At 66.2% G+C, this 22,796-nt stretch carries 21 protein-coding genes; 12 read left to right on the plus strand and 9 right to left on the minus strand.

Annotation, left to right across the window (positions count from 1 at the left end):
* Positions 1-82: 82 nt before the first annotated feature.
* From FFS09_RS11615 to FFS09_RS11660, 10 genes are all read left to right on the plus strand, one after another.
* A complete protein-coding gene (locus FFS09_RS11615) occupies positions 83-1,423 on the plus strand; it encodes an MFS transporter (RefSeq protein WP_137919031.1) in 1,341 nt (446 codons plus the stop codon).
* On the plus strand, positions 1,420-3,129 hold the full coding sequence (locus FFS09_RS11620) for an FAD-dependent oxidoreductase (RefSeq protein WP_137919032.1): 1,710 nt from the start codon (positions 1,420-1,422) through the stop codon (positions 3,127-3,129). The genes FFS09_RS11615 and FFS09_RS11620 overlap by 4 nt, the downstream gene beginning before the upstream one ends.
* 4 nt (positions 3,130-3,133) lie before the next feature.
* On the plus strand, positions 3,134-3,685 hold the full coding sequence (locus FFS09_RS11625) for a VOC family protein (protein ID WP_137919033.1): 552 nt from the start codon (positions 3,134-3,136) through the stop codon (positions 3,683-3,685).
* A gap of 10 nt (positions 3,686-3,695) precedes the next feature.
* Positions 3,696-4,835, plus strand: coding sequence for an alpha/beta hydrolase (locus tag FFS09_RS11630; RefSeq protein WP_137919057.1), 1,140 nt, complete (start codon positions 3,696-3,698; stop codon positions 4,833-4,835).
* 18 nt (positions 4,836-4,853) lie between these two features.
* On the plus strand, positions 4,854-5,819 hold the full coding sequence (locus tag FFS09_RS11635; RefSeq protein WP_137919034.1) for an MBL fold metallo-hydrolase: 966 nt from the start codon (positions 4,854-4,856) through the stop codon (positions 5,817-5,819).
* Positions 5,820-5,887: 68 nt separating this feature from the next.
* Entirely contained in the window at positions 5,888-6,661 is a 774-nt protein-coding gene (locus FFS09_RS11640; protein WP_137919035.1) for an IclR family transcriptional regulator domain-containing protein, read from the plus strand.
* A 126-nt stretch (positions 6,662-6,787) separates the two neighbouring features.
* Positions 6,788-7,756 carry a Bug family tripartite tricarboxylate transporter substrate binding protein gene (locus FFS09_RS11645; protein WP_137919036.1) on the plus strand — a complete coding sequence of 323 codons (969 nt, stop codon included), beginning with the start codon at positions 6,788-6,790 and terminating at the stop codon, positions 7,754-7,756.
* 10 nt (positions 7,757-7,766) lie between these two features.
* Positions 7,767-8,696 carry a fumarylacetoacetate hydrolase family protein gene (locus tag FFS09_RS11650; RefSeq protein ID WP_137919037.1) on the plus strand — a complete coding sequence of 310 codons (930 nt, stop codon included), beginning with the start codon at positions 7,767-7,769 and terminating at the stop codon, positions 8,694-8,696.
* Positions 8,693-9,202 carry a VOC family protein gene (locus tag FFS09_RS11655; RefSeq protein WP_137919038.1) on the plus strand — a complete coding sequence of 170 codons (510 nt, stop codon included), beginning with the start codon at positions 8,693-8,695 and terminating at the stop codon, positions 9,200-9,202. Before FFS09_RS11650 ends, FFS09_RS11655 begins: the two co-directional genes overlap by 4 nt.
* Positions 9,199-10,359: a 2Fe-2S iron-sulfur cluster-binding protein gene (locus FFS09_RS11660; protein WP_137919039.1), complete on the plus strand. Its 1,161-nt coding sequence runs from the start codon at positions 9,199-9,201 to the stop codon at positions 10,357-10,359. Before FFS09_RS11655 ends, FFS09_RS11660 begins: the two co-directional genes overlap by 4 nt.
* On the opposite strand, the gene FFS09_RS11665 is transcribed toward FFS09_RS11660, so the two are convergent.
* From FFS09_RS11665 to FFS09_RS11705, 9 genes are all read right to left on the minus strand, one after another.
* A complete protein-coding gene (locus FFS09_RS11665) occupies positions 10,244-11,665 on the minus strand; it encodes a coniferyl aldehyde dehydrogenase (protein WP_137919040.1) in 1,422 nt (473 codons plus the stop codon). The two genes, FFS09_RS11660 and FFS09_RS11665, sit on opposite strands and share 116 nt — an antisense overlap.
* A gap of 76 nt (positions 11,666-11,741) precedes the next feature.
* Positions 11,742-14,360: an ATP-dependent chaperone ClpB gene (gene clpB / locus FFS09_RS11670; protein WP_137919041.1), complete on the minus strand. Its 2,619-nt coding sequence runs from the start codon at positions 14,358-14,360 to the stop codon at positions 11,742-11,744.
* Between the two features lie 101 nt (positions 14,361-14,461).
* Entirely contained in the window at positions 14,462-15,229 is a 768-nt protein-coding gene (locus tag FFS09_RS11675; protein WP_137919042.1) for a GNAT family N-acetyltransferase, read from the minus strand.
* 15 nt (positions 15,230-15,244) lie between these two features.
* The gene (moaE, locus tag FFS09_RS11680) at positions 15,245-15,718 is read right to left on the minus strand and encodes a molybdopterin synthase catalytic subunit MoaE (RefSeq protein ID WP_137919043.1); all 474 of its coding nucleotides are present in this window, start codon (positions 15,716-15,718) and stop codon (positions 15,245-15,247) included.
* 1 nt (position 15,719) lies between these two features.
* Positions 15,720-15,971, minus strand: coding sequence for a molybdopterin converting factor subunit 1 (gene moaD / locus FFS09_RS11685; protein ID WP_137919044.1), 252 nt, complete (start codon positions 15,969-15,971; stop codon positions 15,720-15,722).
* Positions 15,968-17,245 carry a molybdopterin molybdotransferase MoeA gene (locus tag FFS09_RS11690; RefSeq protein WP_137919045.1) on the minus strand — a complete coding sequence of 426 codons (1,278 nt, stop codon included), beginning with the start codon at positions 17,243-17,245 and terminating at the stop codon, positions 15,968-15,970. The genes moaD and FFS09_RS11690 overlap by 4 nt, the downstream gene beginning before the upstream one ends.
* A gap of 128 nt (positions 17,246-17,373) precedes the next feature.
* A complete protein-coding gene (gene thrC, locus FFS09_RS11695) occupies positions 17,374-18,819 on the minus strand; it encodes a threonine synthase (protein WP_137919046.1) in 1,446 nt (481 codons plus the stop codon).
* The gene (locus tag FFS09_RS11700; RefSeq protein WP_137919047.1) at positions 18,819-20,141 is read right to left on the minus strand and encodes a homoserine dehydrogenase; all 1,323 of its coding nucleotides are present in this window, start codon (positions 20,139-20,141) and stop codon (positions 18,819-18,821) included. Before FFS09_RS11700 ends, thrC begins: the two co-directional genes overlap by 1 nt.
* A 29-nt stretch (positions 20,142-20,170) precedes the next feature.
* Positions 20,171-21,394 carry a pyridoxal phosphate-dependent aminotransferase gene (locus FFS09_RS11705; protein WP_137919048.1) on the minus strand — a complete coding sequence of 408 codons (1,224 nt, stop codon included), beginning with the start codon at positions 21,392-21,394 and terminating at the stop codon, positions 20,171-20,173.
* A gap of 116 nt (positions 21,395-21,510) precedes the next feature.
* Here FFS09_RS11705 and FFS09_RS11710 point away from each other — a divergent pair, with 116 nt between their 5' ends.
* Positions 21,511-21,891: an Mth938-like domain-containing protein gene (locus FFS09_RS11710; RefSeq protein WP_137919049.1), complete on the plus strand. Its 381-nt coding sequence runs from the start codon at positions 21,511-21,513 to the stop codon at positions 21,889-21,891.
* Between the two features lie 178 nt (positions 21,892-22,069).
* A complete protein-coding gene (locus tag FFS09_RS11715; RefSeq protein ID WP_137919050.1) occupies positions 22,070-22,546 on the plus strand; it encodes a peroxiredoxin in 477 nt (158 codons plus the stop codon).
* Positions 22,547-22,796: the final 250 nt, after the last annotated feature.

Consider the following 22,796-nt stretch of genomic DNA (forward strand, 5'->3'; position numbering starts at 1 on the left):
GAATGCATGAAATCATTTCGATTGCATCATAAAAGCGATGGGCTTGTAATCGCCGGCACGTTCCAACAAAGGAGACAAATCCATGGCCATCACCCACGAGGCCGCGCGGCAAGCGCCCTCTTCTTCCCACGCGCCGTCCGCCGACGGCACCTCCGCCAAATCGGCCCGCACGGTGGCCATCGCCTGCCTGATCGGCGCCACCATCGAGTGGTTCGATTTCTTCATCTACGGCACCGCCGCCGCGCTGATCTTCAGCACGCAGTTCTTCCCGAAGTTCTCGCCCGTGGCGGCCACGCTCGCGGCGTTCAGCACCTTCGCCATCGGCTTCTTCGCGCGCCCCATCGGCGGCATCGTGATGGGCCACTTCGGTGACCGCATCGGCCGCAAGGCGATGCTGGTGCTCTCGCTGTTGATGATGGGCATCGGCACCTTCGCCATCGGCCTGTTGCCGACCTACGCGCAGATCGGCCTGGCCGCGCCCGTGCTGCTGGTGCTGCTGCGCCTGTGCCAGGGTTTTGGCGTGGGCGGCGAGTGGAGCGGCGCGATCCTGATGGCGGTGGAACACGCGCCACCGGACAAGCGCGGCTTCTACGGCGGCTTCCCGCAACTGGGCGTGGCCGCCGGCCTCGTGCTGGCCAACACCGTGTTCCTGGTGATCGGCTGGCTGCTGACCGAAGAGCAGTTCCAGGCCTGGGGCTGGCGCCTGCCGTTCCTCTTCAGCATCGTGCTGGTGGCGGTGGGCCTGTATGTGCGCCACAAGGTGAGCGAGAGCCCGATCTTCGAAGAGGCGCAGCGCCGTGGCAAGGCCGCGCGCTCGCCGCTGAAGGAAGTGCTGAAGAACCACAAGAAGCCGGTGTTCATCGCCGCGCTGGCCTGCCTGGCGCAGAACGGCATGGGCTATGTGGTGCTGGTGTACGTGCTGAACTACGGCATCACGCAACTGGGCCTCACGCGCTCGACGATGCTGGGCTTCATCATCATCGCCAACATCCTGGAGATCTTCGCCACGCTGTACTTCGCCAGCCTGTCCGACCGCATCGGCCGCCGCAAGGTGTTCCTGATGGGCACCGGCGCGGGCGTGCTGTGGGCGTTGGCTTTCTTCCCGATCGTGGACACCGCCGTGCCGGCGCTGGTGCTGCTGGCCATCGTGGTGGCGCGCCTGTGCATCGCCGCGATGTACGGCCCCATGGCCGCGTTGTTCTGCGAGCTGTTCGAGCCTTCGGTGCGCTTCAGCGGCACGTCGCTGGGTTACCAGGCCGGCTCCATCGTGGGCGGCGCGCTGGCGCCCTTCATCGCGACGCTGCTGTTCGTCTCCACCGGCACGTCCATGTCGATCTCGCTCTACATGGCCGGGCTGTGTCTGATCAGCTTCATCGCGATCTACAGCATTGCCGAAACGCACGTGAACAGGCCCGCCCGATGAGCGAGGCAAGGCCCGACCGCGTGGACTGCGACCTGCTCGTGGTCGGCTCCGGCGCCGCGGGCATGGCGGCGGCGATCACGGCGAAGCTGCATGGGCTGGACGTGGTCCTGGTGGAAAAGGCCGAGGTGTTCGGTGGCACCACCGCGCTCTCGGGCGGTGGGCTCTGGGTGCCGGGCAATCCGGTGTCCGAGCGGCTGGGCCTGAAGGATTCGCGCGCTGCAGCGCGCGAGTACATGGCGGTCGAAGCGGGTGAGTTCAGTCGGCCCGACATGGCCGAGGCTTTCCTCGAACACGGCCCGGCCATGGTCTCGTTCTTTGAAGACAAGACCGCCGTGCGCTTCGTGCCCGCGCCGCTGTTCCCCGACTACCACCCCGGCCAACCCGGCGCTTCGCAAGGTGGCCGCACGCTGTACGCCGCGCCCTACGACGGCCGCGAACTCGGCGCGCGGGTGAAGGCCTTGCGCCCGCCGCTGCAGGAGATGACGCTGTTCGGCCTGGTGACCGTGTCGGGCGACGAGGTGCGGCACTTTCTCAACGCCACGCGCTCGCTGCGTTCCGCGCGCTACGTGGCCGGCGTGTTCCTGCGCCACCTGCGCGACACGCTGCGCCATGGCCGCGGCATGCGGCTCACCAATGGCAACGCGCTGGCCGCGCGGCTGGCGCGCAGCGTGTTCGACCTGGAAATTCCTTTGTGGCTAAACGCGCCGGTGCTGTCGCTGACGCAGGACGGTGCGCGCACGAGCGGCGCGATCGTCCGCCACGAAGGACGCGATGTGCGCGTGCAGGCGCGTCGCGGCGTGGTGCTGGCCTGTGGCGGTTTCCCGCAGGACCGCGCGCGCCAACGCCAGCTGTTCCCGCACGTGCGCCAAGGCGGCGCGCACCATTCGCCAGCGCCCGTGGGCAACACGGGCGATGGCCTCGCGTTCGGCGAGCAAGCCGGTGGGCGCGTCGACACGCACCTGGCGCACCCGGCCGCCTGGGCCGTGTTCTCCCGCGTGCCGCGCAAGGACGGCAGCGTGGGCGTGTACCCGCACTTCATCGACCGCGCCAAGCCCGGCATGATCGCCATCGACGCGAAGGGCCAGCGCTTCGTCAACGAGTCCGACTCGTACCACGACGTGATCGCCGCCGCGCTGCGATCGGCCGCGCCCGATGGCCGAGGCCTGTACCTGCTGTGCGACCACCGCGCGATCCGCCAGTACGGCCTGGGGTTCGTCAAACCGTTTCCCATGCCGCTGGGCAGCGACCTGCGCAACGGCTATCTCAAACGCGGCCGCACGCTGGCCGAGCTGGCGCAACAGATCGGCGTGGACCCGGCCGCCTTGCAAGCCACGGTGAAACGCTACAACACCGAGGCCCAGCACGGGCGCGACCCCTTGTTCGGCAAAGGCGGCAACGCTTACAACCGCTTCAACGGCGACCCGTCGTGGCCCGGCCCCAACCCCTGCGTGGCGCCGGTGCAGGACGCGCCGTTCTACGCCGTCGAACTGGTGGTGGGCGACCTCGGCACCTTCGCGGGTCTGCGCACCGATGCGCACGCGCGCGTGCTCGATGCCGACGAGCAACCCATCCCGGGCCTGTACGCGGCCGGCAACGACATGGCCAGCATCATGGGCGGCAACTACCCCGGCGGCGGCATCACGCTGGGGCCCGCCATGACCTTCGGCTACATCGCGGGCCTCCACGCGGCTTCCAACCTTGCATAAGCACATGAACAACGACCACCCCGCCGCCATCCACGGCTTGCACCATTTCGCCTGGCGCTGCCGCGACACCGAAGAGACCCGCCACTTCTACGAAGACCTGCTGGGCCTGCCACTGGTGCACGTGATCAAGGCCGACCACGTGCCCAGCACCGGCGAGTACTGCCCCTACGTGCACATCTTCTTCGCCATGCGCGACGGCTCGTTCATCGCGTTCTTCGACCTTGGCGACGATGTGGTCGCCCTGCCCTCGCCCAACACGCCTTCGTGGGTCAACCACATCGCGCTGCGTGTGGACTCGGTGGACGCGCTGCTGGCCGCGAAGGCGCGCCTGCAAGCGGCCGGTGTGGAGGTGCTCGGCTTGACGGACCACCACATCATCCAGTCGATCTATTTCTTCGACCCCAACGGCCTGCGCGTGGAACTCACCACGCCCTCGGTGTCGCAAGCGGAGATGGACGCGCACGCGCGCCATGCGCATGCCGACCTGCAGGACTGGGCGGTGCGCAAGGCCGGTCTGCGCGCACAACGCAACATCCAAGAGAACGCCCATGGCTGACGAAAGCATCCTGCCCGAGCTGCGCCTGGTCGCGATCGACGTCAAACCCGGTGCGGCGCTGGAGAGCCAGTCGGGTCTGCAGATGCTGCGCCCGCGCATCTACGGCGCCTGGCGCGCGCCGGCCGGGCGCAAGAAGATCGCGGCCATCGTCATGCACCCGGCGAGCAACTTCATGGGGCACTATCTGATCGGCCCACTGGCCGCGCGCGGCATCGCCTGCATGGGCCTGAACTCGCGCTACACCGGCAACGACACGGTGCTGCTGATGGAGCGTGTGATTCAAGACCTGGGCGCTGGCGTGCGCTACCTGCGCGAGCAGGGCTACGAACGCGTGGTGCTGATCGGCAACTCGGGCGGCGCGGCGCTCGCTTCGTTCTATCAGGCGCAGGCCGAGCAACTCACCGCCACGCACTTCGCCGACGGCGACCCCACGCACCTGCACGCCAGCGACCTGCCGCCCGTGGACGGCATCGCGCTGTGCGCGGCGCACCTGGGTCGCTCGCGTTTGCTGCGCGACTGGATCGACCCGGCCGTGACCGACGAGCACGACCCGATGTCGCTCGACCCCGAGCTGGACATGTACGACAAGCGCCACGGCCCGCCGTACAGCGCCGAGTTCCTCGCGCGCTTCAGCCAGGCGCAGCAGGCGCGGCTGGACCGCATCGAACGCTGGGCACTGGATCGCCTGCAGCAGTTGCGCAGCACACCGGGCGCGCCGCGCGACCAGGCTTTCATCGTCTACCGCACGCACGCCGACCCGCGCTGTGTGGACCTGTCGCTGGACCCGAACGATCGTGCCCTGGGCAGCGTCTGGGGCAGCGGGGCGGATGGTGCGCGCCAGGTCAATTACTCGGCCAACGCCATGGGCCGCACCACCTCTCTTACGGCATTCCTGTCGCAATGGTCCTCGCGCTCGCAAGCCGACGGGCCGACCAACCTCGCGCGCACGAGCGTGCCGGCGCTGCTGCTGACTTACACGGCCGACCAGAGCACCTTCCCCAGCACGCGCGATGCGTGGCTGCAAGCGGGCGGCGAACGCATCCACAACATCGACATCGTCGACGGCAACCACTACCTCGCGGGGCAGCCTGCGCTGGTGGAGACCGCCGCAGACCAACTGGCTGCGTGGTTGCACACGCGCTTTGGCTGATCCTCACCAAAAACCGATATGAACACCACGACCGCCCCCTCCTTCGCCTCCGCCTCCGACACGCGCGAGCAGAAACCCCGCATCGAAGAACTCGCGCCCGACGTCTACGGCTACATCAGCGACTTCGACCCCAACTGCGGCTTCGTTGTCGGAGCTGAACACGTGATCGTCATCGACACGCGCCCGACACCGCGCATGGCGCGCGGCTTTCTGGACGACATCCGCAGCGTCACCGACAAGCCGGTGAAGTTCATCGTGCTCACGCACTACCACGCGGTGCGCGTGCTGGGCGCCAGCGCCTTTGGAGATGACGCAACGGTGATCGCCAGCAACGGCACGCTGGACTGGATCCGCACACGTGGCCAGGCCGATTTCGATTCAGAAGCGGGCCGCTTTCCGCGCCTGTTCCAGGGCATCGAAGAAATCCCTGGCCTCACGTTTCCCGCGATCAGCTTTGAGCGCGAGATGAGCCTGTGGACCGGCGGGCGTGAGCTGCGCCTGCAGTGCCTGGGGCGCGGCCACTCCAACGGCGACACCGTGGTGTGGCTGCCGGACTGCGGCGTGCTGTTCTCCGGCGACGTGGTGGAAAACCGCTGCGGCGTCTACGCGGGCGACGCCTACCTGCGCGACTGGCACGGCACGCTGAACGCCACCGCCGCATTGAAACCCCGCGTGCTGGTGCCGGGGCGCGGCGCTGTGGTGCGCGGCGCGGCGGCGTGTGCCGAAGCGATCGCGACGACGCAGGACTTTCTGGGCACCTTGCTGGCGAGTGTGCAGGCCGGCATCGACGCCGGGGAAGACCTGCGCAGCTGCTTCGAACGCACCGACGCGGCCATGCGCCCGCGCTTCGGTGACTGGCCGGTGTTCCAGCACGTGCTGCCGTTCGACGTGTCCCGCGCCTGGGACGAGCTGCACGGCGTCGAACACCCGACGGTGTGGACAGCCGAGCGCGACCGGGAACTGTGGGACACGCTGCGCGGCTGAACCGCGCCCACCGCGTCACAGGTTGAGCAACAGGTTTTGAATGGGTGCGCACAGCGCACAATCGAAACATGACAACGACCGACGAGACGCGCAACAAAGACCACATGGGCGGCCTCAAAAAAGGCATCCGCATCCTGGAGGCCTTCGACTCGATTCACACGCGCATGACGGTGACGGAGGCCGCGCTGCGGGTCGGCTTGAGCCCGGCCTCCGCGCGTCGCTGTCTCATCACGCTATGCGAGCTCGGCTATGCACAGACCGATGGCAAACGCTACTGGCTCGGCCATGGTGCCCTGCGCCTCAGCTATGCATACGCCTCCTCTACAAAGTTACCCCGATTGATTCAACCGGTGCTGGACGCCATGAGCGAACGCAGCCGGGAGTCGGCCAGTCTGGCCGTGTTGCTGGATGGCGCCGCGGTCATCGCCGCACGCTCCACCGCGCGCCGCACGCTGCGGATCGGCCTGGTCGTGGGTTCGCGCCTTCCCCTGTATTGCTCGGCCGCAGGTCGGGCGTTGCTCGCATCGTTGCCCGAGTCCGAGGCGGTGGCCATGCTGCGGGGGATGGAGCGACCGAAACTCACCGTCAACACCGTCACCGACATCGACAAACTGAAGAAGGTGCTGGCGAACGTCCGGCAGACGGGTTATGCCGTGTGCGACGAGGAAATCGAAATCGGTGTGCGCTCCATCGCGGCGCCGCTGTTCAACACGGCGGGCGAGACCGTGGCATCGGTCAGCATTTCCACCCGCGCCGACCGCATGACGGTCAACGAGATCGTGCAAGCCTACCTGCCCATCCTGAAAAAGAACCAGCTGTGGGCCCAAGCCCGGCTCACCTGACACCAGCAGCGCGGCCGCCTCCGAGTTCGTGCGCATAGCGCAGTATTCGATAGGCTCGAGTGGGGAACTCCAAAACAATGCGCAGACATCGCACGGATGGCCCTGCGATGAAAAGGAACGCCCACAATGACAACCAGAGACAAACTCGCCCTGCTTTTCACGGCTGTGGCGCTGTGCGCATCCGCCCCGGCCCACGCGCAGACGCCACCCACGATCGCCAGGATCATCGTCGGGTTTCCCCCAGGCGGGAACATCGACCAGACCGCTCGGCTGATGGGGCAAGCCGCCGCTGCGAAGCTGGGCAAGACCGTGATCGTGGAGTCCCGGGTGGGCGCAGGAGGGGTGATCGCCGCCGAAGCGGTCGCCCGTGCCCCGGCCGATGGCAACACCTTGCTGCTGGCGTCTTCGCTCAACGCGGTGCTGCCATCGGCCACCCGGCAATTGCGCTACGAGCCACTGAACGACTTCGAATGGGTGGGCACCTTCACCAAGTACCCCCTTGTGGTCGCGGTGCCTCGCAACTCGCCACACAAGACCCTCGCCGACTTGCTGACGGCGGCGCGCGAGCGGCCAGGCAAGGTCAGCTTTGGATCGGCCGGTCCCGCCACGGTCATGCACCTGGTCGGTGAGATGGTGGGCCATGCAGCCAAGGTCCAGTTCCTCCATGTGCCCTACAAAGGCGAAGCGCCATCGATGCTGGATGCCATCGGCGGCCAGATCGACTTCGTGGTGTTGACCGCGCCCACGGTGCTGCCCCGTTTGCGCAGCGGCGACTTGCGCGTCCTGGCGGTCACGGGTGACACCCGTTGGGCCCACGCGCCCACGGTGCCTACCGTGGCCGAGTCGGGCTATCCCGGGTTCGGCGTCGTTTCCTGGGTCGGGCTCGCCGCGCCGCGTGGCACACCGGCCGCGGAGATGACCCGGCTGAGCGAGGCGTTCCGCCAGGCCCAGCAGGTGCCCGAGGTTCGCCAACAGATCGAAGCCATGGGCGTTGAGCTGTATGCCTTGAGCCCGGCACAGACGCGCGAGCTGATGCGCCGCGAGATCAAGCTCTGGCAAGAGCGTGCCAACGCGGCCGGCGTGAAACCTGAATGAGGTGCAGGCCATGAACACAAGCGACTCGCGTTTGAGGCTGGTCCATTTCTCTACCGTCGAATCGAACGCCATCGCACCGGGCTTGCTCGTTGGCGAAGCGGTGGTGGATTTGCGCGAAGCCGGCGTGGCCTCGAGCCTGGACGATCTCTTCGCACGTTGGCCCGAAGCGTCCGAACAACTGGCGACGCTGCAAGGGCAGACGTCACTGCCGGGCATACCCCTGTCCAGCGCGACCCTCCGTGCGCCGCTGCCTTTGTCGAGCACGGTCTACTGCGCCGGGGCCAACTTCCGCGATCACGTCGAAGAAATGGCCCGCCTCAGGGGTGCTGCGCCCGAGCCGCCCGATAGCGCCCCCTGGCACTTCATCAAGCCGCGCCGCGCGGCCCTGGTCGGACCCGGCCCCGTCTCTCGGCCCAAGGGATGTCAGCAACTCGACTGGGAAGCCGAGCTGGTGGCCGTGATCGGCCGCGAATGCCGCGGTACAAGCCCTGAGAACGCGCTGTCGTTCGTGGCCTTCTACACCATCGCCAACGACCTCTCGGCCCGGGATCTTTTCAAGCGCAGCAGCCGGCCGGCCACCAATCCCTTCCACCTCGACTGGATCGGGCACAAAGGATTTGACGGGTCTTGCCCGATCGGCCCGTGGCTCACCTCCGCCGAGGGCATCGATCCGCAACAGCTGCAGATCCGCCTGTGGGTGGACGGCGCGCTCAAGCAGGACTCCAGCACCGCCAACATGATCTTCTCCACCGCCGAGCAGATCGCCCACCTGTCGCAGCGCACCACACTCTTCCCCGGTGACGTGGTGCTCACGGGCACACCGGCGGGCGTGGGATCCGGACGGAACGAATTTCTCGCGCCAGGCCAGCGCGTGAGCATCGAAATCGACGGCCTCGGCCGCCTGAACAACACCATCACAGAACATCGGAGCATGCCATGAACACACTTCGCGAGCTGGTGGGCGATGCGATCGCGGAGGAAGTCCCGCGCGCGTCCATCATCCAACCCTACGTCATTTCCCACGGCACCCTCGAGTGCGCGGACATGCAGGCATCGCGCAAGTTCTACCAGGAGTTTCTGGGACTTGAAGTGGTGCAGCACGGACCCCGCGCGATGGCCATCCGCTGCGGCCTCAAGTTCCACATCATCTGCGTGCAGGTGGGTGAAAAGATCCACCCGATGAGCTATCTGACGCATTGGGGCATCGACGTGCAAAGCCGGGAAGCCGTGGACAGCGCGCATGCGGCAGCGCTGGCGAACACGGAAAAGTACGCGATCCGAAAAGTGGCCGATGTGGTGGAACAACACGGCGTCTACTCCTTCTACCTGCAGGACCTGGACCACAACTGGTGGGAGGTTCAACACTACGAAGCCGGGTACCAGCACAACGACATTTTTGACTTTGGCGACGTCTACACGAGCTCGCTGGACGGCGTCGCCCCATGACGACCACCGCCTCCTCGTTCGTGGTCCGCGTGCTGCCGATCGGCATGGATCTGAATACCGCTCACAACGTGTCCATTCTCGAAGCCGGTCTTCACGGCGGCATCTCCATCCCGCACAGTTGCCGCACGGGCCTGTGCGGCACCTGCAAGGGCGAGTTGTTGTCGGGCCAGGTTCGAGGCCGCCTGGCCGATGGGGACTGCGAGGAGGAGACAGACGCCTCCGCAGGCGACATGATCCTGCTGTGCAAATCGACACCGCTGTCCGACTGCGCGATTCGCGTGCCGCAGGCGAAACGCACGGAGTTCCGTCCGCAACGGCTGCCGGCCCGGATCGTGTCGGTACAGCGGCTGGCCACCGATGTGGTGCGACTGGCCTTGCGCCTGCCCATGAACCGACCGATCGAGTTTCTGGCAGGCCAGTACCTGGAGATCCTTCTGAAGGACGGTCAGCGACGAAGCTTTTCCATTGCATCGTCCCCGGCGGTGGGTGGCAAGGTGGACATCGAGCTGCACGTGCGCCACCACCCGGGCGGCCTCTTTTCCGATCCTCTTTTCTCGACAACGCCAACGTCGGGCGTCTTGCAGATGGAAGGACCGTTCGGCAGCTTCCAGCTGCGCGAGCCCGACGCGGGCCCCACCATCTTTCTGGCCACGGGCACCGGCTTCGCGCCGGTCAAAGCCATGGTGGAAGAAGCCATCGGAACCCAGCGCACGGCGCGCCAGGCTTTTCATGTGTACTGGGGAGGACGGGTCGAAGCCGACCTGTACGACCTCGCACGGGTACGGGCGTGGGCAAACGAAGGCCACATCACGTTCCACCCGGTTCTATCCCGAGCGAAGGATGCCGACTGGACGGGGCGGCAAGGCCACGTTCAGAACGCGCTCATGGAGGACTTCAACGATCTCCGCGATGCCACCGTCTATGCCTGCGGCTCCGAAGCCATGGTGAGTGCCGCCCGAGACAGCCTGGTGAGCGTCAGGAACCTGGCGAAGGAACGCTTCTTTGCCGATGCATTTTTCTCGGCACAGGCCAACGAGAACGCTAGAACAAGCGCTGGAGCAACCCCATCACCCGCCGAAAGCGCGGGCCATACGGCGGGTAGAACAGATGCCCCATGGCCCAGCGCGATTGCAGCAGCACCGGTTTCTGCTGCGTGAAACGCAGGAAGCCGGTTTCGCCGTGGTAGGCACCCCAGCCGCTCTCGCCCACGCCGCCAAAAGGCAGGCCCTCGTGCGCGATGTGCATCAGCGTGTCGTTCACCGACACGCCACCGCTCACCGTGCGCGCCAGCAAACGATCACGCGCGGCGGTGTCGCTGCCGAACCAGTACAGCGCCAGCGGGCGCGGACGCAGGTTGATGTAGGTCACGGCATCGTCGATGCCGTCGTACGGCACCACCGGCAGGATCGGGCCAAAAATTTCCTCGTGCATCAGGCGCAGGGCGGGTGCCGGGTCGAACACCAGCGTAGGGTTCATCTGCCGTGCGCCCTGGGCATCGCCACCGGGCCGTGACACATCGACCACGCGCGCGCCCCGCGCCTGCGCCTCGTCCAGCAACGCGTTCAGCCGCGCATGGTGCGGCTCGCTCACGATGGCGGCGTAGTCCGGGTTGCCGGCGATGGTGGGGAACAGGCGCGCGACCGCCGCGGCATAGGCTTGCTCGAAGGCCGCTTCCTGGCCGCGTGGCAGCAGCACGTAGTCGGGTGCGATGCAGGTCTGCCCGGCGTTGAGCAGCTTGCCGTGGGCGATCTTGACCGCGGCTTCGCTCAGGTCGCAAGAAGCGTCGATCACGCAGGGGGACTTGCCACCGAGTTCGAGCGTGGTCGGCGTGAGGTTGACGGCGGCGGCGGCGGCCACCTGGCGCCCCACTTGCGTGGAGCCGGTGAAGAACAGGTGGTCAAACGGCAGGCTGGCAAATTCCTTGGCCACGTCGGGGCCGCCGAGCACCACGCTGAACTCGTCGGCCGAGAAGGCCTGCTGCACCAGTTCGGCCATGAGGGCCGAGGTGTGGGGCGTGAGTTCGCTGGGTTTGAGCATCACGCGGTTGCCCGCCGCCAGCGCCGTGGCCGCGGGGCCGAAGGTGAGCTGCAGCGGGTAGTTCCACGGCCCGATCACACCCACCACACCCAGCGGCTGGCGCTGCAGGTGCGCGCGCGCCGGCTGCAGGTACAGCGGCGTGCGCACGCGTTGCGGCTTCATCCAGCGCGGCAGGTGTTTGTCCAGTTGCGCCATGCCGGCGCGCAGCACGAAAAAATCGGCCGCTTCGGTGAGTTGCGCCGAGCGCACGCCGAAGTCGGCGTGCACCGCCTCGGCCAGTTTCCCGGCCTGCGTGTCGACCAGGGAACGCAACCGCCCCAGCCGATCGCGCCGCAGCGCCAGGGGCACATCGATCTGTGCCCGGCTCGCGTTGTATTGCGCGTCGAACAGCGCGCGCAGGGGGAGGTTGGGAGGGATCTGCGTCATGGGATTCATGATAGGCCGCCCGCCCTCTCCCGGGTAGGGCCACTCCCCCATCCGCGACGGACGGGGGCGCGGGCGATCAGGCCTCGGCCACCGCGTCGCCGAACTCGAACACGCCCGGGTTGCGCACCGGGTCCACGCTCACCGGAATCGACGACTTCGGCGGGTAGCGCCCTTCGAGCAGGTACTTCGAGAGCGGGTTCTCGATGCGCTGCTGGATCGCGCGCTTCAAGGGCCGCGCGCCGAACACCGGGTCGAAGCCGACCTTGGCCAGCTCGGCCAGGGCCGCCGGCGAGACCTCCAGGTGCAGGTCCATCTTCGCCAGACGCGCCTCCAGCACCTTGAGCTGGATCGCGGCGATCGATTCAATGTGCTGCGCGTCGAGCGCGTGGAACACCACCGTTTCATCGATGCGGTTGAGGAACTCGGGCCGGAAGTGGTTCTTCAACTCATCCCACACGGCTTCCTTCACCTCTTCATACGGTGAGCCGACCATGGCCTGGATCAATGGTGAACCGATGTTGCTGGTCATCACGATCACGGTGTTCTTGAAGTCCACGGTGCGGCCCTGCCCGTCGGTGAGGCGGCCGTCGTCGAGCACCTGCAGCAGCACGTTGAACACGTCCGGGTGCGCCTTCTCCACCTCGTCGAGCAGGATCACGCTGTAGGGCTTGCGGCGCACGGCCTCCGTGAGGTAGCCGCCCTCCTCGTAACCCACGTAGCCGGGCGGCGCACCGATGAGGCGGGCGACCGAGTGCTTCTCCATGAACTCGCTCATGTCGATGCGGATGAGGTGGTCTTCGCTGTCGAACAGAAAGCCCGCCAAGGCCTTGCACAGCTCGGTCTTGCCCACGCCGGTGGGGCCCAGGAACAGGAACGAGCCGGTGGGGCGGTTCGGGTCGGAAAGGCCCGAGCGCGAGCGGCGGATGGCGTTGGCCACGGCACCAATAGCCTCGTCCTGGCCGACCACGCGTTCGTGCAGCTTGCCCTCCATCAACAGCAGCTTGTCGCGCTCGCCCTGCATGAGCTTGGAGACCGGAATGCCCGTGGCGCGCGCCACGACCTCGGCGATTTCCTCGGCGCCCACTTGCGTGCGCAACAGCTGCGGGCGGCCTTTGCCGTCCTTGTTCTGCGCCTTGCCCGATTCAACGGCCTGCGCGTCTTTCAGGCGTTTTTCCAGCTCGGGCAGCTTGCCGTACTGCAGCTCGGCGACCTTGTTGAAGTCGCCCTTGTCGGTGAAGGTCTTGATCTGCGAGCGGATGCGGTCCATCTCCTCCATCACGTCCTTGGAGCCGAGCGCGGCGGCCTTCTCGGCCTTCCAGATTTCGTCGTAGTCGGAGATCTCCTTTTCCAGTCGCGCGATCTCTTCGGCGATCAGGCCGAAGCGCTTCTGCGAAGCCTCATCTTTCTCGCGGCGCACGGCTTCACGCTCGATCTGCAGCTGGATCAGGCGGCGGTCGAGCCGGTCCATCACCTCGGGCTTGGAGTCGAGTTCGATCTTGATCTTGGACGCGGCCTCGTCGATCAGGTCGATCGCCTTGTCGGGCAGAAAACGGTCGGTGATGTAGCGGTGGCTGAGCTCGGCCGCGGCCACGATGGCCGGGTCGGTGATCTGCACGCCGTGGTGCACCTCGTACTTTTCCTGCAGGCCGCGCAGGATGGCGATGGTCGCCTCCACGCTGGGCTCGCCCACGAGGATCTTCTGGAAGCGGCGCTCGAGCGCGGCGTCCTTCTCGATGTACTTGCGGTACTCGTCGAGCGTGGTCGCGCCCACGCAGTGCAGTTCGCCGCGTGCGAGTGCGGGCTTGAGCATGTTGCCCGCGTCCATCGCGCCCTCGGCCTTGCCCGCGCCCACCATGGTGTGCAGCTCGTCGATGAAGACGATGGTCTGGCCTTCGTCTTTCGCGAGTTCGTTCAGCACGGTTTTCAGGCGCTCTTCGAACTCGCCACGGAACTTGGCGCCGGCCAGCAGCGCGGCCATGTCCAGGCTCAGCACGCGCTTGCCCTTGAGCGAATCGGGGACTTCGCCGGCGACGATGCGCTGCGCCAGGCCTTCGACGATGGCCGTCTTGCCCACGCCGGGTTCGCCGATCAGCACGGGGTTGTTCTTGGTGCGGCGTTGCAGCACCTGGATGGCGCGGCGGATTTCGTCGTCACGGCCAATGACCGGGTCGAGCTTGCCCATGCGGGCGCGTTCGGTAAGGTCGAGCGTGTATTTCTTGAGCGCCTCGCGCTGGCCTTCGGCCTCGGGGCTGTCCATCTTCTGGCCGCCGCGCACGGCGGTGATGGCGGCTTCCAGGCTCTTGCGGGTCAGGCCGTTCTCGTTCGCGATGCGCGCGAGATCGCCTTTGCTGTCGGCCACGGCGAGCAGGAAGAGCTCGCTGGCCACGAACTGGTCGCCGCGTTTGATGGCTTCCTTCTCGGTGGCTTGCAGCAGCTTGGCCAGCTCGGGGCCGACCTGGACCTGGTCCTGCCCCTGCACTTCGGGCAGGCGTTTGACCGCCGCTTCGGCCGCCTTGGCCAGGCCGGGCACGTTGACCCCCGCGCGCTGCAGCAGCGACTGCGGGCCGTCGGCCTGGCGCAGCAAGGCCAGCAGCAGGTGGGCCGGTTCGATGTAGGCGTTGTCAGCGCCCAGCGCGAGCGTTTGCGCTTCGGCGAGGGCTTCCTGGAATTTGGTGGTGAGTTTGTCGAGGCGCATGGATAGGCTCTCCGATGTTTCAGAACTGAAAACAACATGGCGCCCATCATCCTGTTTTCAAGATGCGGGCGCAGCTTCTCAAGCGGCGCCTTTGACGCGGATCAACCCGCGCGCGCGGGTTGCGCCCGGCGCCAGTACGCATAAGCCCAGGCGGTGTGAAAGCCCAAACGGCGGTACAGCGCCAGCGCGGGCGCGTTGCTGGCATCCACCTGCAGGAACGCGTTGCCCACACCCTGGCGCAGCGCTTCCTGCGCCATGGCGAGCAGCAATCCGCGGGCCAGGCCGCGCCCCCGGTGCGCGGCGGCCGTGCGCATGCCGTGCACCCCGAGCCAGCCGTGGCTGAACGACGCGGCCCCGCAGGCCACCGTTTCACCGTTCTCGCGCAAGCTGGCAAACAGCGTGCCTGTGGCGCGGCTCAGCGACTTTGAGCGGCTGGCGCCGTCGACCGGGTCAAGGCCCTCGCCGAGGTACATCGCCATCCACGCGGCATCGGGCGTGCGGGCGAGCTCCACGCTGGCCGTGGGTGCCGCTGTCTGCGCCAGATCGGCGGTGGCGCAGGTCTGGTTGAACGTGGGTTGCTGGTGCATGAACCCGTGCATGCGCAGCTCGCGCAGCCAGCCTTCGAAGCTGGGCGCGCCAGGCAGGCGGAACGCGGGTGCCATCCCGGCGGCGGCGTAGCGCTCCAGGATCGTGTCCAGCAAGGCTGGATCGTGCTCGCCGTGGTGCAGCGGCACGGCGCTGCGCGCGCGGTTGATCGTGCCGTGGTCCATGGGCAGCAGCCAGCCGGGCAGCGTTTCGAGCTGCTCGGGCGCCACGGCCTGCACGGTCGCGCGTTCGATGGCTTCGATGTCGGTGGCGCTGATGTGCATGACCGCAGCCTTCCGTCAACCGTTGCGGGACTCAATGCCCCAGCGCGCCAGCGCCGCGTCGTCGCTCACGCGCGCATCGACCCAGCGCGCACCCTCGGGCGTCTGTTCTTTCTTCCAGAACGGCGCCTGGGTTTTCAGGTAGTCCATCAGGAACTCGCAGGCCTGGAAGCTCTCGCCGCGGTGCGCGGAGGTGACCGCCACCAGCACGATCTGATCGAGCGGCTGGAGCACGCCCACGCGGTGGATCACGCGCGCGGCGTAGAGGTCGAAGCGCTTGAAAGCTTCGTCGATCATGGCCTCGATCGATCTCTCGGTCATGCCGGGGTAGTGCTCCAGCTCCATCGTGCTCACGCTTTGCCCATCGTTGCGGTCTCGCACGGTGCCGATGAAGCTGCAGACCGCGCCGACGCGCTTGTCCTGCGCGCGCAGCTGCGAGACCTCGGTGGTGAGATCGAAATCTTCGGTCTGGATGCTGACGCGCGCCGCCATCTCAACCACCCGTGACCGGCGGAAAGAAACCGACCTCGGCACCGTCGCTGAGCGCGGCCGTCTCATCGCTCATGGTCTGGTTCAAGGCCACCCGCACCGCCCTGCCCGGCGCAAGTGCATCGGCATAAGCGCCACCACGCGCCACGAGTTCGGCGCGCAAGGCGGCCAGCGTCGTGGCTTGGGTTTGCAGCGATTCGCTGCCGGTGCCCAGAGTTTCGCGGATCGCCGCGAAGTAACGCAACTGGATGTTCATGCGAGCAGGTCCGCAAAGGAGATGTAGGACACGGGATCGCCGTTGGCGATGGTGGTGCCGGCCGGGTTGTCCACCAGGCCATCGCCCCACGCCATCGAGGTGAGCACACCCGAGCTTTGGTTGGGAAACAGATCGAGCCCGCCCGCTGCGTTGCGGCGCACGCGCAGGAACTCGCGGCGCTTGTCGGCGCGCGCGACGGTGAAGTGGGCTGGCAGCGTGGTGGCCAGGGGCAGCGTTTGAATGCGGCTGGCCGGCACGCCCTGCAGCTTCAGCAGGAAGGGCCGCACCAGCAACAGGAAGGTGACGAAGCTCGACACCGGGTTGCCCGGCAGGCCGATGAAATGGCACGCACCGCCGCCATCGCGCCGCACGGTGCCATAGGCAAACGGTTTGCCGGGCTTCATGCCGATCTGCCACAAATCGAGCGATCCGAGTTGCTGCACCGCCGGCTTGACGTGGTCTTCTTCGCCCACCGACACACCGCCGCTGGTGAGGATCAGGTCGTGCTGCTCGGCCGCGCCCTGGAGAGCCGCCACGGTGGCCTCTCGCTGGTCGGGCACGATGCCGAGGTCCGTTACCTCGCAGCCGAAGCGCTGCAGCAGCGTGCGCAGGAAAAAACGGTTCGAGTTGTAGATGTTCCCGGGCTTCATGGCCTCGGGCGCCACATCACCTGGCATCACGAGTTCGTCGCCGGTGGAGAACATGGCCACGCGCGGGCGCACCCGCACCGGCACCTGTGCCAGGCCCAGGCTCGCCGCCAGGCCCAGGCTCGCGGGCGACAAGCGTTCGCCCTGGGCCAGCACCACCGCGCCACGCGTGACGTCTTCGCCCGCGCGCCGCACCCACTGGCCGGGTTCGGGAATGACCTGGATGTGCGCCGCGTGGATGTCGCCGCCGACTTCGATGGTGTCTTCCTGCATCACCACCGCATCGGCGCCCGCGGGCATGGGCGCGCCGGTGAAGATGCGCGCGCAGGTGCCCGGCTCCAGCGGCCCGCCCGTGTGGCCCGCGGCAATGCGCTGGCTCACGCGCAAGACCTGGCCGGGTTCGGTCACGTCGGCCGCGCGCAGCGCATAACCGTCCATGGACGAGTTGTCGTTCGGTGGCACTTGCAGCGCGGACACCAGGTCTTGGGCGAGCACGCGGCCGTCGGCGTCGAAGGTGGCGACGGTATCCTCGGCGGTCATCGCTTCCACGCGGGCGAGCAGATCGGCCAGGGCCTCGTCCAGCGACATCAGGGGCGCGCGGCCGGCAGGGGATTTGGGAGCATTCATGGCGTGGAGGGTAGCGGGTGGCCCCGGACTGCAAAGCGGTCTGCATTGTCGAGCAACCCGGCCGCCACGTCATCGGCCCGGTTCAAATCCAGCACCCGATGTGGGGTGGGTGCTGGCCGGGAACAACTTCAGGTGGCAGCGGCGCAGTGTTTGGCGATGAAGGCCTGGATGGCCTCGGTGTGGGCCGGCATGACCTTCACGCGCTTGGGCAGGGCCTCGATGCCCTCGAACTGCTTCGGGCGATCGGGCTGGCGGCCCAGCGCCTCGACGATGGTCTCGGCGAACTTGATCGGCAATGCCGTCTCCAGCACGACCATGGGGATGCCGGCTTCGCGGTATTCCCGCGCCACCTTCACGCCGTCGGCGGTGTGGGTGTCGATCATCACGCCGTGGCGCTCGAACACGTCGCGGATCGTGGCCAGGCGGTCGGCATGCGTGCTCTTGCCACTGCGGAAGCCGTAGTGGCTGGCGGCTTCGCTGAACACCGGGTCGGCGCTCAGGTCGAAGCGCCCTTCGCGCGACAGACCTTCGCCGAAGAATGCCTTGACGCGCTCGCCGTTGCGCCCCAGCAGGTCGAACACGAAGCGCTCGAAGTTGCTGGCCTTGGAGATGTCCATCGACGGGCTGGAGGTTTCGTGCGTGTCGGCGCTGCCGCGCACGCGGTACACACCGGTGCGGAAGAACTCGTCGAGCACGTCGTTCTCGTTGGTCGCCACCACCAGCGTGCGGATCGGCAGGCCCATCTGGCGCGCCACATGGCCGGCGCAGACGTTGCCGAAGTTGCCGCTGGGCACGGTGAACGACACCTGCTCGTCGTTGGTCGTTGTGGCCTGGAAATAGCCGGCGAAGTAATAGACCACCTGCGCCAACAACCGCGCCCAGTTGATCGAGTTCACGGTGCCGATCTTGTAGGCGCGCTTGAATTCAAGGTCGTTGCTGACGTTCTTGACGATGTCCTGGCAGTCGTCGAACACCCCCTCGACCGCGATGTTGTGGATGTTCTCGTCCATCAGGCTGAACATCTGCGCTTGCTGGAACGGGCTCATGCGGCCGTGCGGGCTGAGCATGAAGACGCGCACGCCCTTCTTGCCGCGCATGGCGTACTCGGCCGCGCTGCCGGTGTCGCCCGAGGTGGCGCCCAGGATGTTGAGCTCTTCGCCACGGCGCGCCAGTTCGTATTCGAACAGGTTGCCCAGCAGCTGCATCGCCATGTCCTTGAAGGCCAGCGTGGGACCGTTGGACAGGGCTTCGAGGTGGAAGCCCGGTTCGAGCTGCTTCAGCGGCACGATCTGCGGCGTGCCGTACACCGCTTCGGTGTAGGTCTTGTCGCACAGCGCTCGCAGGTCCGCGGCGGGAATGTCGTCGATGTAGAGCGACAGGATCTCGAACGCGAGCGCCGCGTAACCACCCGGTGCGCCCTGGTTGAACACCTGGCGCAAGCGCTGCAGCGCGGCGGCATCGACCTGCGGATAACGCTCCGGCAGGTACAGGCCGCCGTCGGGCGCCAGGCCTTCCAGCAGGATTTCGCAAAAGCGTTTGCGATCGGCGCGACCGCGGGTCGAGAGGTAACGCATCAGTTCAGCTCTTCCTTGCGAATGCGCACGATGGGTGCCAGCACCGTTGGCAACTTTTGCAACTGCGCCAGCGCGTCGTTCATGGTGCCTTCGCGCGTGTCGTGCGTGAGGATGATCAGGTCGGTCGACGTACCGCCTTCACCGCTCACCTCGTCGGCTTCGCGCTGCAGCACCGCGTCGATGCTGATGCCCGCGCCGGCCAGCAGGCCCGTGACCTTGGCCAGCACGCCGGCCTCGTCCGCCACGCGCAGGCGCAGGTAGTAGCTCGTCACGACCTCGCTCATGGGCAGCACAGTCAGATCGCTCATGGCATCGGGCTGGAAGGCCAGGTGCGGCACGCGGTGGTGCGGGTCGGCAGTGTGCAGTCGGGTGATGTCCACCAGGTCGGCGATCACGGCGCTGGCGGTGGGCTCGCTGCCCGCGCCCTTGCCGTAGTACAGCGTGTTGCCCACGGCGTCGCCGTTGACCACCACGGCATTCATCGCGCCTTCAACGTTGGCGATCAGGCGCCTGGATGGCACCAGGCTCGGGTGCACGCGCAATTCGATGCCCTTGGCCGTGCGCTTGGTGATGCCCAGCAGCTTGATGCGGTAGCCGAGTTGTTCGGCGTACTTGATGTCGGTGGCGCCGAGCTGCGTGATGCCTTCGACATAGGCCTTGTCGAACTGGACCGGAATGCCGAACGCGATCGCGCTCATGAGCGTGACCTTGTGCGCCGCGTCCACGCCTTCGATGTCGAAAGTCGGGTCGGCCTCGGCGTAACCCAGGCGCTGCGCCTCTTTGAGCACGACGTCGAAGTCGAGGCCTTTGTCGCGCATCTCGGACAGGATGAAGTTGGTGGTGCCGTTGATGATGCCGGCGATCCACTGGATGCTGTTGGCCGTGAGGCCTTCGCGCAGCGCCTTGATGATCGGGATACCACCGGCCACGGCGGCTTCGAAGGCCACCATCACGCCCTTGGCGGATGCGGCGGCAAAGATCTCGGTGCCGTGCACGGCCAGCAGCGCCTTGTTGGCCGTGACCACGTGCTTGCCCGCCGCAATGGCTTCCATCACCAGCGCCTTGGCAATGCCGTAGCCGCCGATGAGCTCGATCACGATGTCGATCTCGGGGTTGGCGATGACGGCGCGCGCATCGTTCACCACCTGCACGCCCGCGCCCACGACGGACTGCGCGCGTGCGGTATCCAGGTCGGCCACCATGGTGATTTCAATGCCGCGACCGGCGCGGCGGCGAATCTCTTCCTGGTTGCGCTTGAGCACGTTGAATGTGCCACTGCCCACGGTGCCTATGCCCAGAAGGCCTACTTGGATCGGTTTCATGTCGGTCATGGTTGGGGAACAAAAAAGAATCAGGCGCCGCGTTTTCGGCGGCCTTCGAGAAACTTGGCGATGCGCTCGATCGCCTCGCGCAAATCGTCTTCGTGCGGAAGGAACACGATGCGGAAATGCTGGTGGTCGGGGTAGTTGAAGCCCGAGCCCTGGACCAGCATCACGCGCGTCTCGCGCAGCACTTCCATGAAGAACTGGCGGTCGTCCGCGATCGGATACACGTCCGGGTCCAGCCGCGGGAACATGTACAGCGCCGCTTCCGGCTTGACGCAGGTCACGCCGGGAATGGCTGTGATGAGCTCATAGGCCAGATCGCGCTGACGGCGCAAACGCCCGCCTTCCTTCACGAGATCGTTGATGCTCTGGTAGCCGCCCAGGGCGGTCTGGATCGCCCACTGGCCGGGCACGTTGGAGCCCAGCTTGAGGTTGGCCAGCATGTTCAGGCCTTCGATGAAATCCTTTGCGATGTGCTTGGGGCCCGACAACACCATCCAGCCGGCACGGTAGCCGCAGGACCGGTACGCCTTCGACAGTGAGTTGAACGTCAACGTCAGCACGTCGGTGGACAGGCTCGCCATCGCGGTGTGCTTCACACCGTCGTACAGCACCTTGTCGTAGACCTCGTCGGCCAACACCACAAGGCCGAACTCGCGCGCCAGCGCCACGATACCCTTGAGCATGTCATCGCTGTAGAGCACGCCCGTGGGGTTGTTCGGGTTGATCACCACGATGCCTTTGGTGCGCGGCGTGATCTTGGCGCGCATGTCGGCCAGATCCGGCTGCCAGCCATTGGCTTCATCGCAGCGGTAGTGCACCGGCGAGCCCCCCGACAGACTTGTGGCCGCGGTCCACAGCGGATAGTCCGGTGAAGGGACGAGCAATTCGTCGCCATTGTCCAGCAGCGCGTTGGCGGCCATCACGATCAATTCGCTTGCGCCATTGCCCAGGTAGATGTCATCCAGCGTTACGCCCGCAACACCCTGTTGCTGGGTGTAGTGCATGACCGCCTTGCGCGCCGCGAAAATGCCCTTGCTGTCGGAATAACCCGCCGAGTTGGGCAGGTTGCGGATCATGTCCTGCTGGATCTCTTCCGGCGCATCGAAGCCAAACGGCGCGAGATTGCCGATGTTCAGCTTGATGATCTTCTGGCCCTCATCCTCCATCTGCTTCGCCGCGTCCACGATCGGGCCGCGAACGTCATAGAGCACATTGGCCAACTTGGCGGATTTCTGGATGGTTTTCAAAGTCCCTCCGGGGGGTTTGGGGATTGCGGCGTGCTCGGCCTGCCGGACAGCACCCGGCGTTGTATTCTTGGGCCTTGCCAGCAGGGAAAACCTGCAATTTGACCACAGTTGCCACCATGAAATTGCACGCCGACAAGCCAGACACCTTGGCCATCACCGCCTACGGCGAGGGATGGGTCGCGGTCAATGGCCAGCGCCACACCGGCAGCCTGGTGTTGACCTCCGAGGGCCAGGTGCTGCCATGGGAAGGCGCACGTTTCGAGGACCTCACGGCCACGCACTTCGAGCGCCTGGCCGACACGATGAACGAGACCCCCGAGCTGGTGGTGTTCGGCAGCGGATCGCGACTGCGTTTTGTGCGCCCTGCCTTGCTGCAAGGCCTGATGGCCCGGCGCATCGGCGTGGAAACCATGGACACGCCAGCGGCCTGCCGCACCTACAACATATTGGCTGGCGAAGGCCGGCGCGTGGTCCTTGCCTTGTTGATGGACACCTGACAACCCCTGACTTCCCCAGGGCGCATTGCAAGCGCTCCTGTGACGGAGTGCACCCATTCAGGTTAAAATAGCGGATTGTTTCCTGCAGCGCTTCCTCGCATCCTGTATGCCAGGCATGCCGCGATGCAGCCGGGAAGCCAACGCATCACCACCAACTTACGTCAGGGGTCCACGCAGTATGGCAGTCGTTGTCAACAAACCCATTCCCGAATTTGAATCGCAGGCCACAGGCGGCGTGAAAGTCAGCAACCAGACCCACCTGGGTCAAACCATCGTGCTGTATTTCTACCCCAAGGACAATACACCAGGGTGCACCACGGAGGCCATGCAATTCCGCGACAAGTACAAGGATTTTGTCAAGGCCGGTGCCGAGGTGTTTGGCGTCTCGCGCGACAACATGAAATCGCACGACGATTTCAAGACCAAGCTGGAATTGCCCTTCGAGCTGATTGCGGACACAGAAGAAAAAATGTGTCACATGTTCGGCGTGGTCAAGAACAAGATCATGTACGGCAAGAAGGTCAAGGGCATCGAGCGCAGCACCTTCCTGATCGGCCCCGACGGCGTGCTCAAGCAGGAATGGCGCGGCCTGAAGGTGCCGGGCCACGTGGAAGACGTGCTCAAGGCTGTCAAGGCGCTCAAGAAGGCGGCCTGAAGGGCTTGGCCCTGCGAGCGGTGGGAGGATTTCGCTGTCATCGGACTCGTGCATAATGAATTCATGACCCCGGGAAGCTATCCAGCCCGACCCTCTTTCGACAAGCTTTGCAGTCCTCAAAGCCGCCCGGTTTACCGAGCGGCTTTTTGTTTTCCGGCCTCGCGCTGAATTCATTATGCACGAGTCCGATGACAGCGAAATCCTCCCACCGCTCGCAGGGCCAAGCCCTTCAGGCCGCCTTCTTGAGCGC

The organism is Hydrogenophaga sp. 2FB (genome assembly GCF_005503365.1).
Lineage (GTDB): Bacteria > Pseudomonadota > Gammaproteobacteria > Burkholderiales > Burkholderiaceae_C > Hydrogenophaga.

Coding starts and splice junctions, on each gene's coding strand:
- FFS09_RS11615 (WP_137919031.1), top strand. CDS start 83: ATGGCCATCACCCACGAGGCCGCGCGGCAAGCGCCCTCTTCTTCCCAC.
- FFS09_RS11620 (WP_137919032.1), top strand. CDS start 1,420: ATGAGCGAGGCAAGGCCCGACCGCGTGGACTGCGACCTGCTCGTGGTC.
- FFS09_RS11625 (WP_137919033.1), top strand. CDS start 3,134: ATGAACAACGACCACCCCGCCGCCATCCACGGCTTGCACCATTTCGCC.
- FFS09_RS11635 (WP_137919034.1), top strand. CDS start 4,854: ATGAACACCACGACCGCCCCCTCCTTCGCCTCCGCCTCCGACACGCGC.
- FFS09_RS11640 (WP_137919035.1), top strand. CDS start 5,888: ATGACAACGACCGACGAGACGCGCAACAAAGACCACATGGGCGGCCTC.
- FFS09_RS11645 (WP_137919036.1), top strand. CDS start 6,788: ATGACAACCAGAGACAAACTCGCCCTGCTTTTCACGGCTGTGGCGCTG.
- FFS09_RS11650 (WP_137919037.1), top strand. CDS start 7,767: ATGAACACAAGCGACTCGCGTTTGAGGCTGGTCCATTTCTCTACCGTC.
- FFS09_RS11655 (WP_137919038.1), top strand. CDS start 8,693: ATGAACACACTTCGCGAGCTGGTGGGCGATGCGATCGCGGAGGAAGTC.
- FFS09_RS11660 (WP_137919039.1), top strand. CDS start 9,199: ATGACGACCACCGCCTCCTCGTTCGTGGTCCGCGTGCTGCCGATCGGC.
- FFS09_RS11665 (WP_137919040.1), bottom strand. CDS start 11,665: ATGACGCAGATCCCTCCCAACCTCCCCCTGCGCGCGCTGTTCGACGCG.
- clpB (WP_137919041.1), bottom strand. CDS start 14,360: ATGCGCCTCGACAAACTCACCACCAAATTCCAGGAAGCCCTCGCCGAA.
- FFS09_RS11675 (WP_137919042.1), bottom strand. CDS start 15,229: ATGCACATCAGCGCCACCGACATCGAAGCCATCGAACGCGCGACCGTG.
- moaE (WP_137919043.1), bottom strand. CDS start 15,718: ATGGCGGCGCGCGTCAGCATCCAGACCGAAGATTTCGATCTCACCACC.
- moaD (WP_137919044.1), bottom strand. CDS start 15,971: ATGAACATCCAGTTGCGTTACTTCGCGGCGATCCGCGAAACTCTGGGC.
- FFS09_RS11690 (WP_137919045.1), bottom strand. CDS start 17,245: ATGAATGCTCCCAAATCCCCTGCCGGCCGCGCGCCCCTGATGTCGCTG.
- thrC (WP_137919046.1), bottom strand. CDS start 18,819: ATGCGTTACCTCTCGACCCGCGGTCGCGCCGATCGCAAACGCTTTTGC.
- FFS09_RS11700 (WP_137919047.1), bottom strand. CDS start 20,141: ATGAAACCGATCCAAGTAGGCCTTCTGGGCATAGGCACCGTGGGCAGT.
- FFS09_RS11710 (WP_137919049.1), top strand. CDS start 21,511: ATGAAATTGCACGCCGACAAGCCAGACACCTTGGCCATCACCGCCTAC.
- FFS09_RS11715 (WP_137919050.1), top strand. CDS start 22,070: ATGGCAGTCGTTGTCAACAAACCCATTCCCGAATTTGAATCGCAGGCC.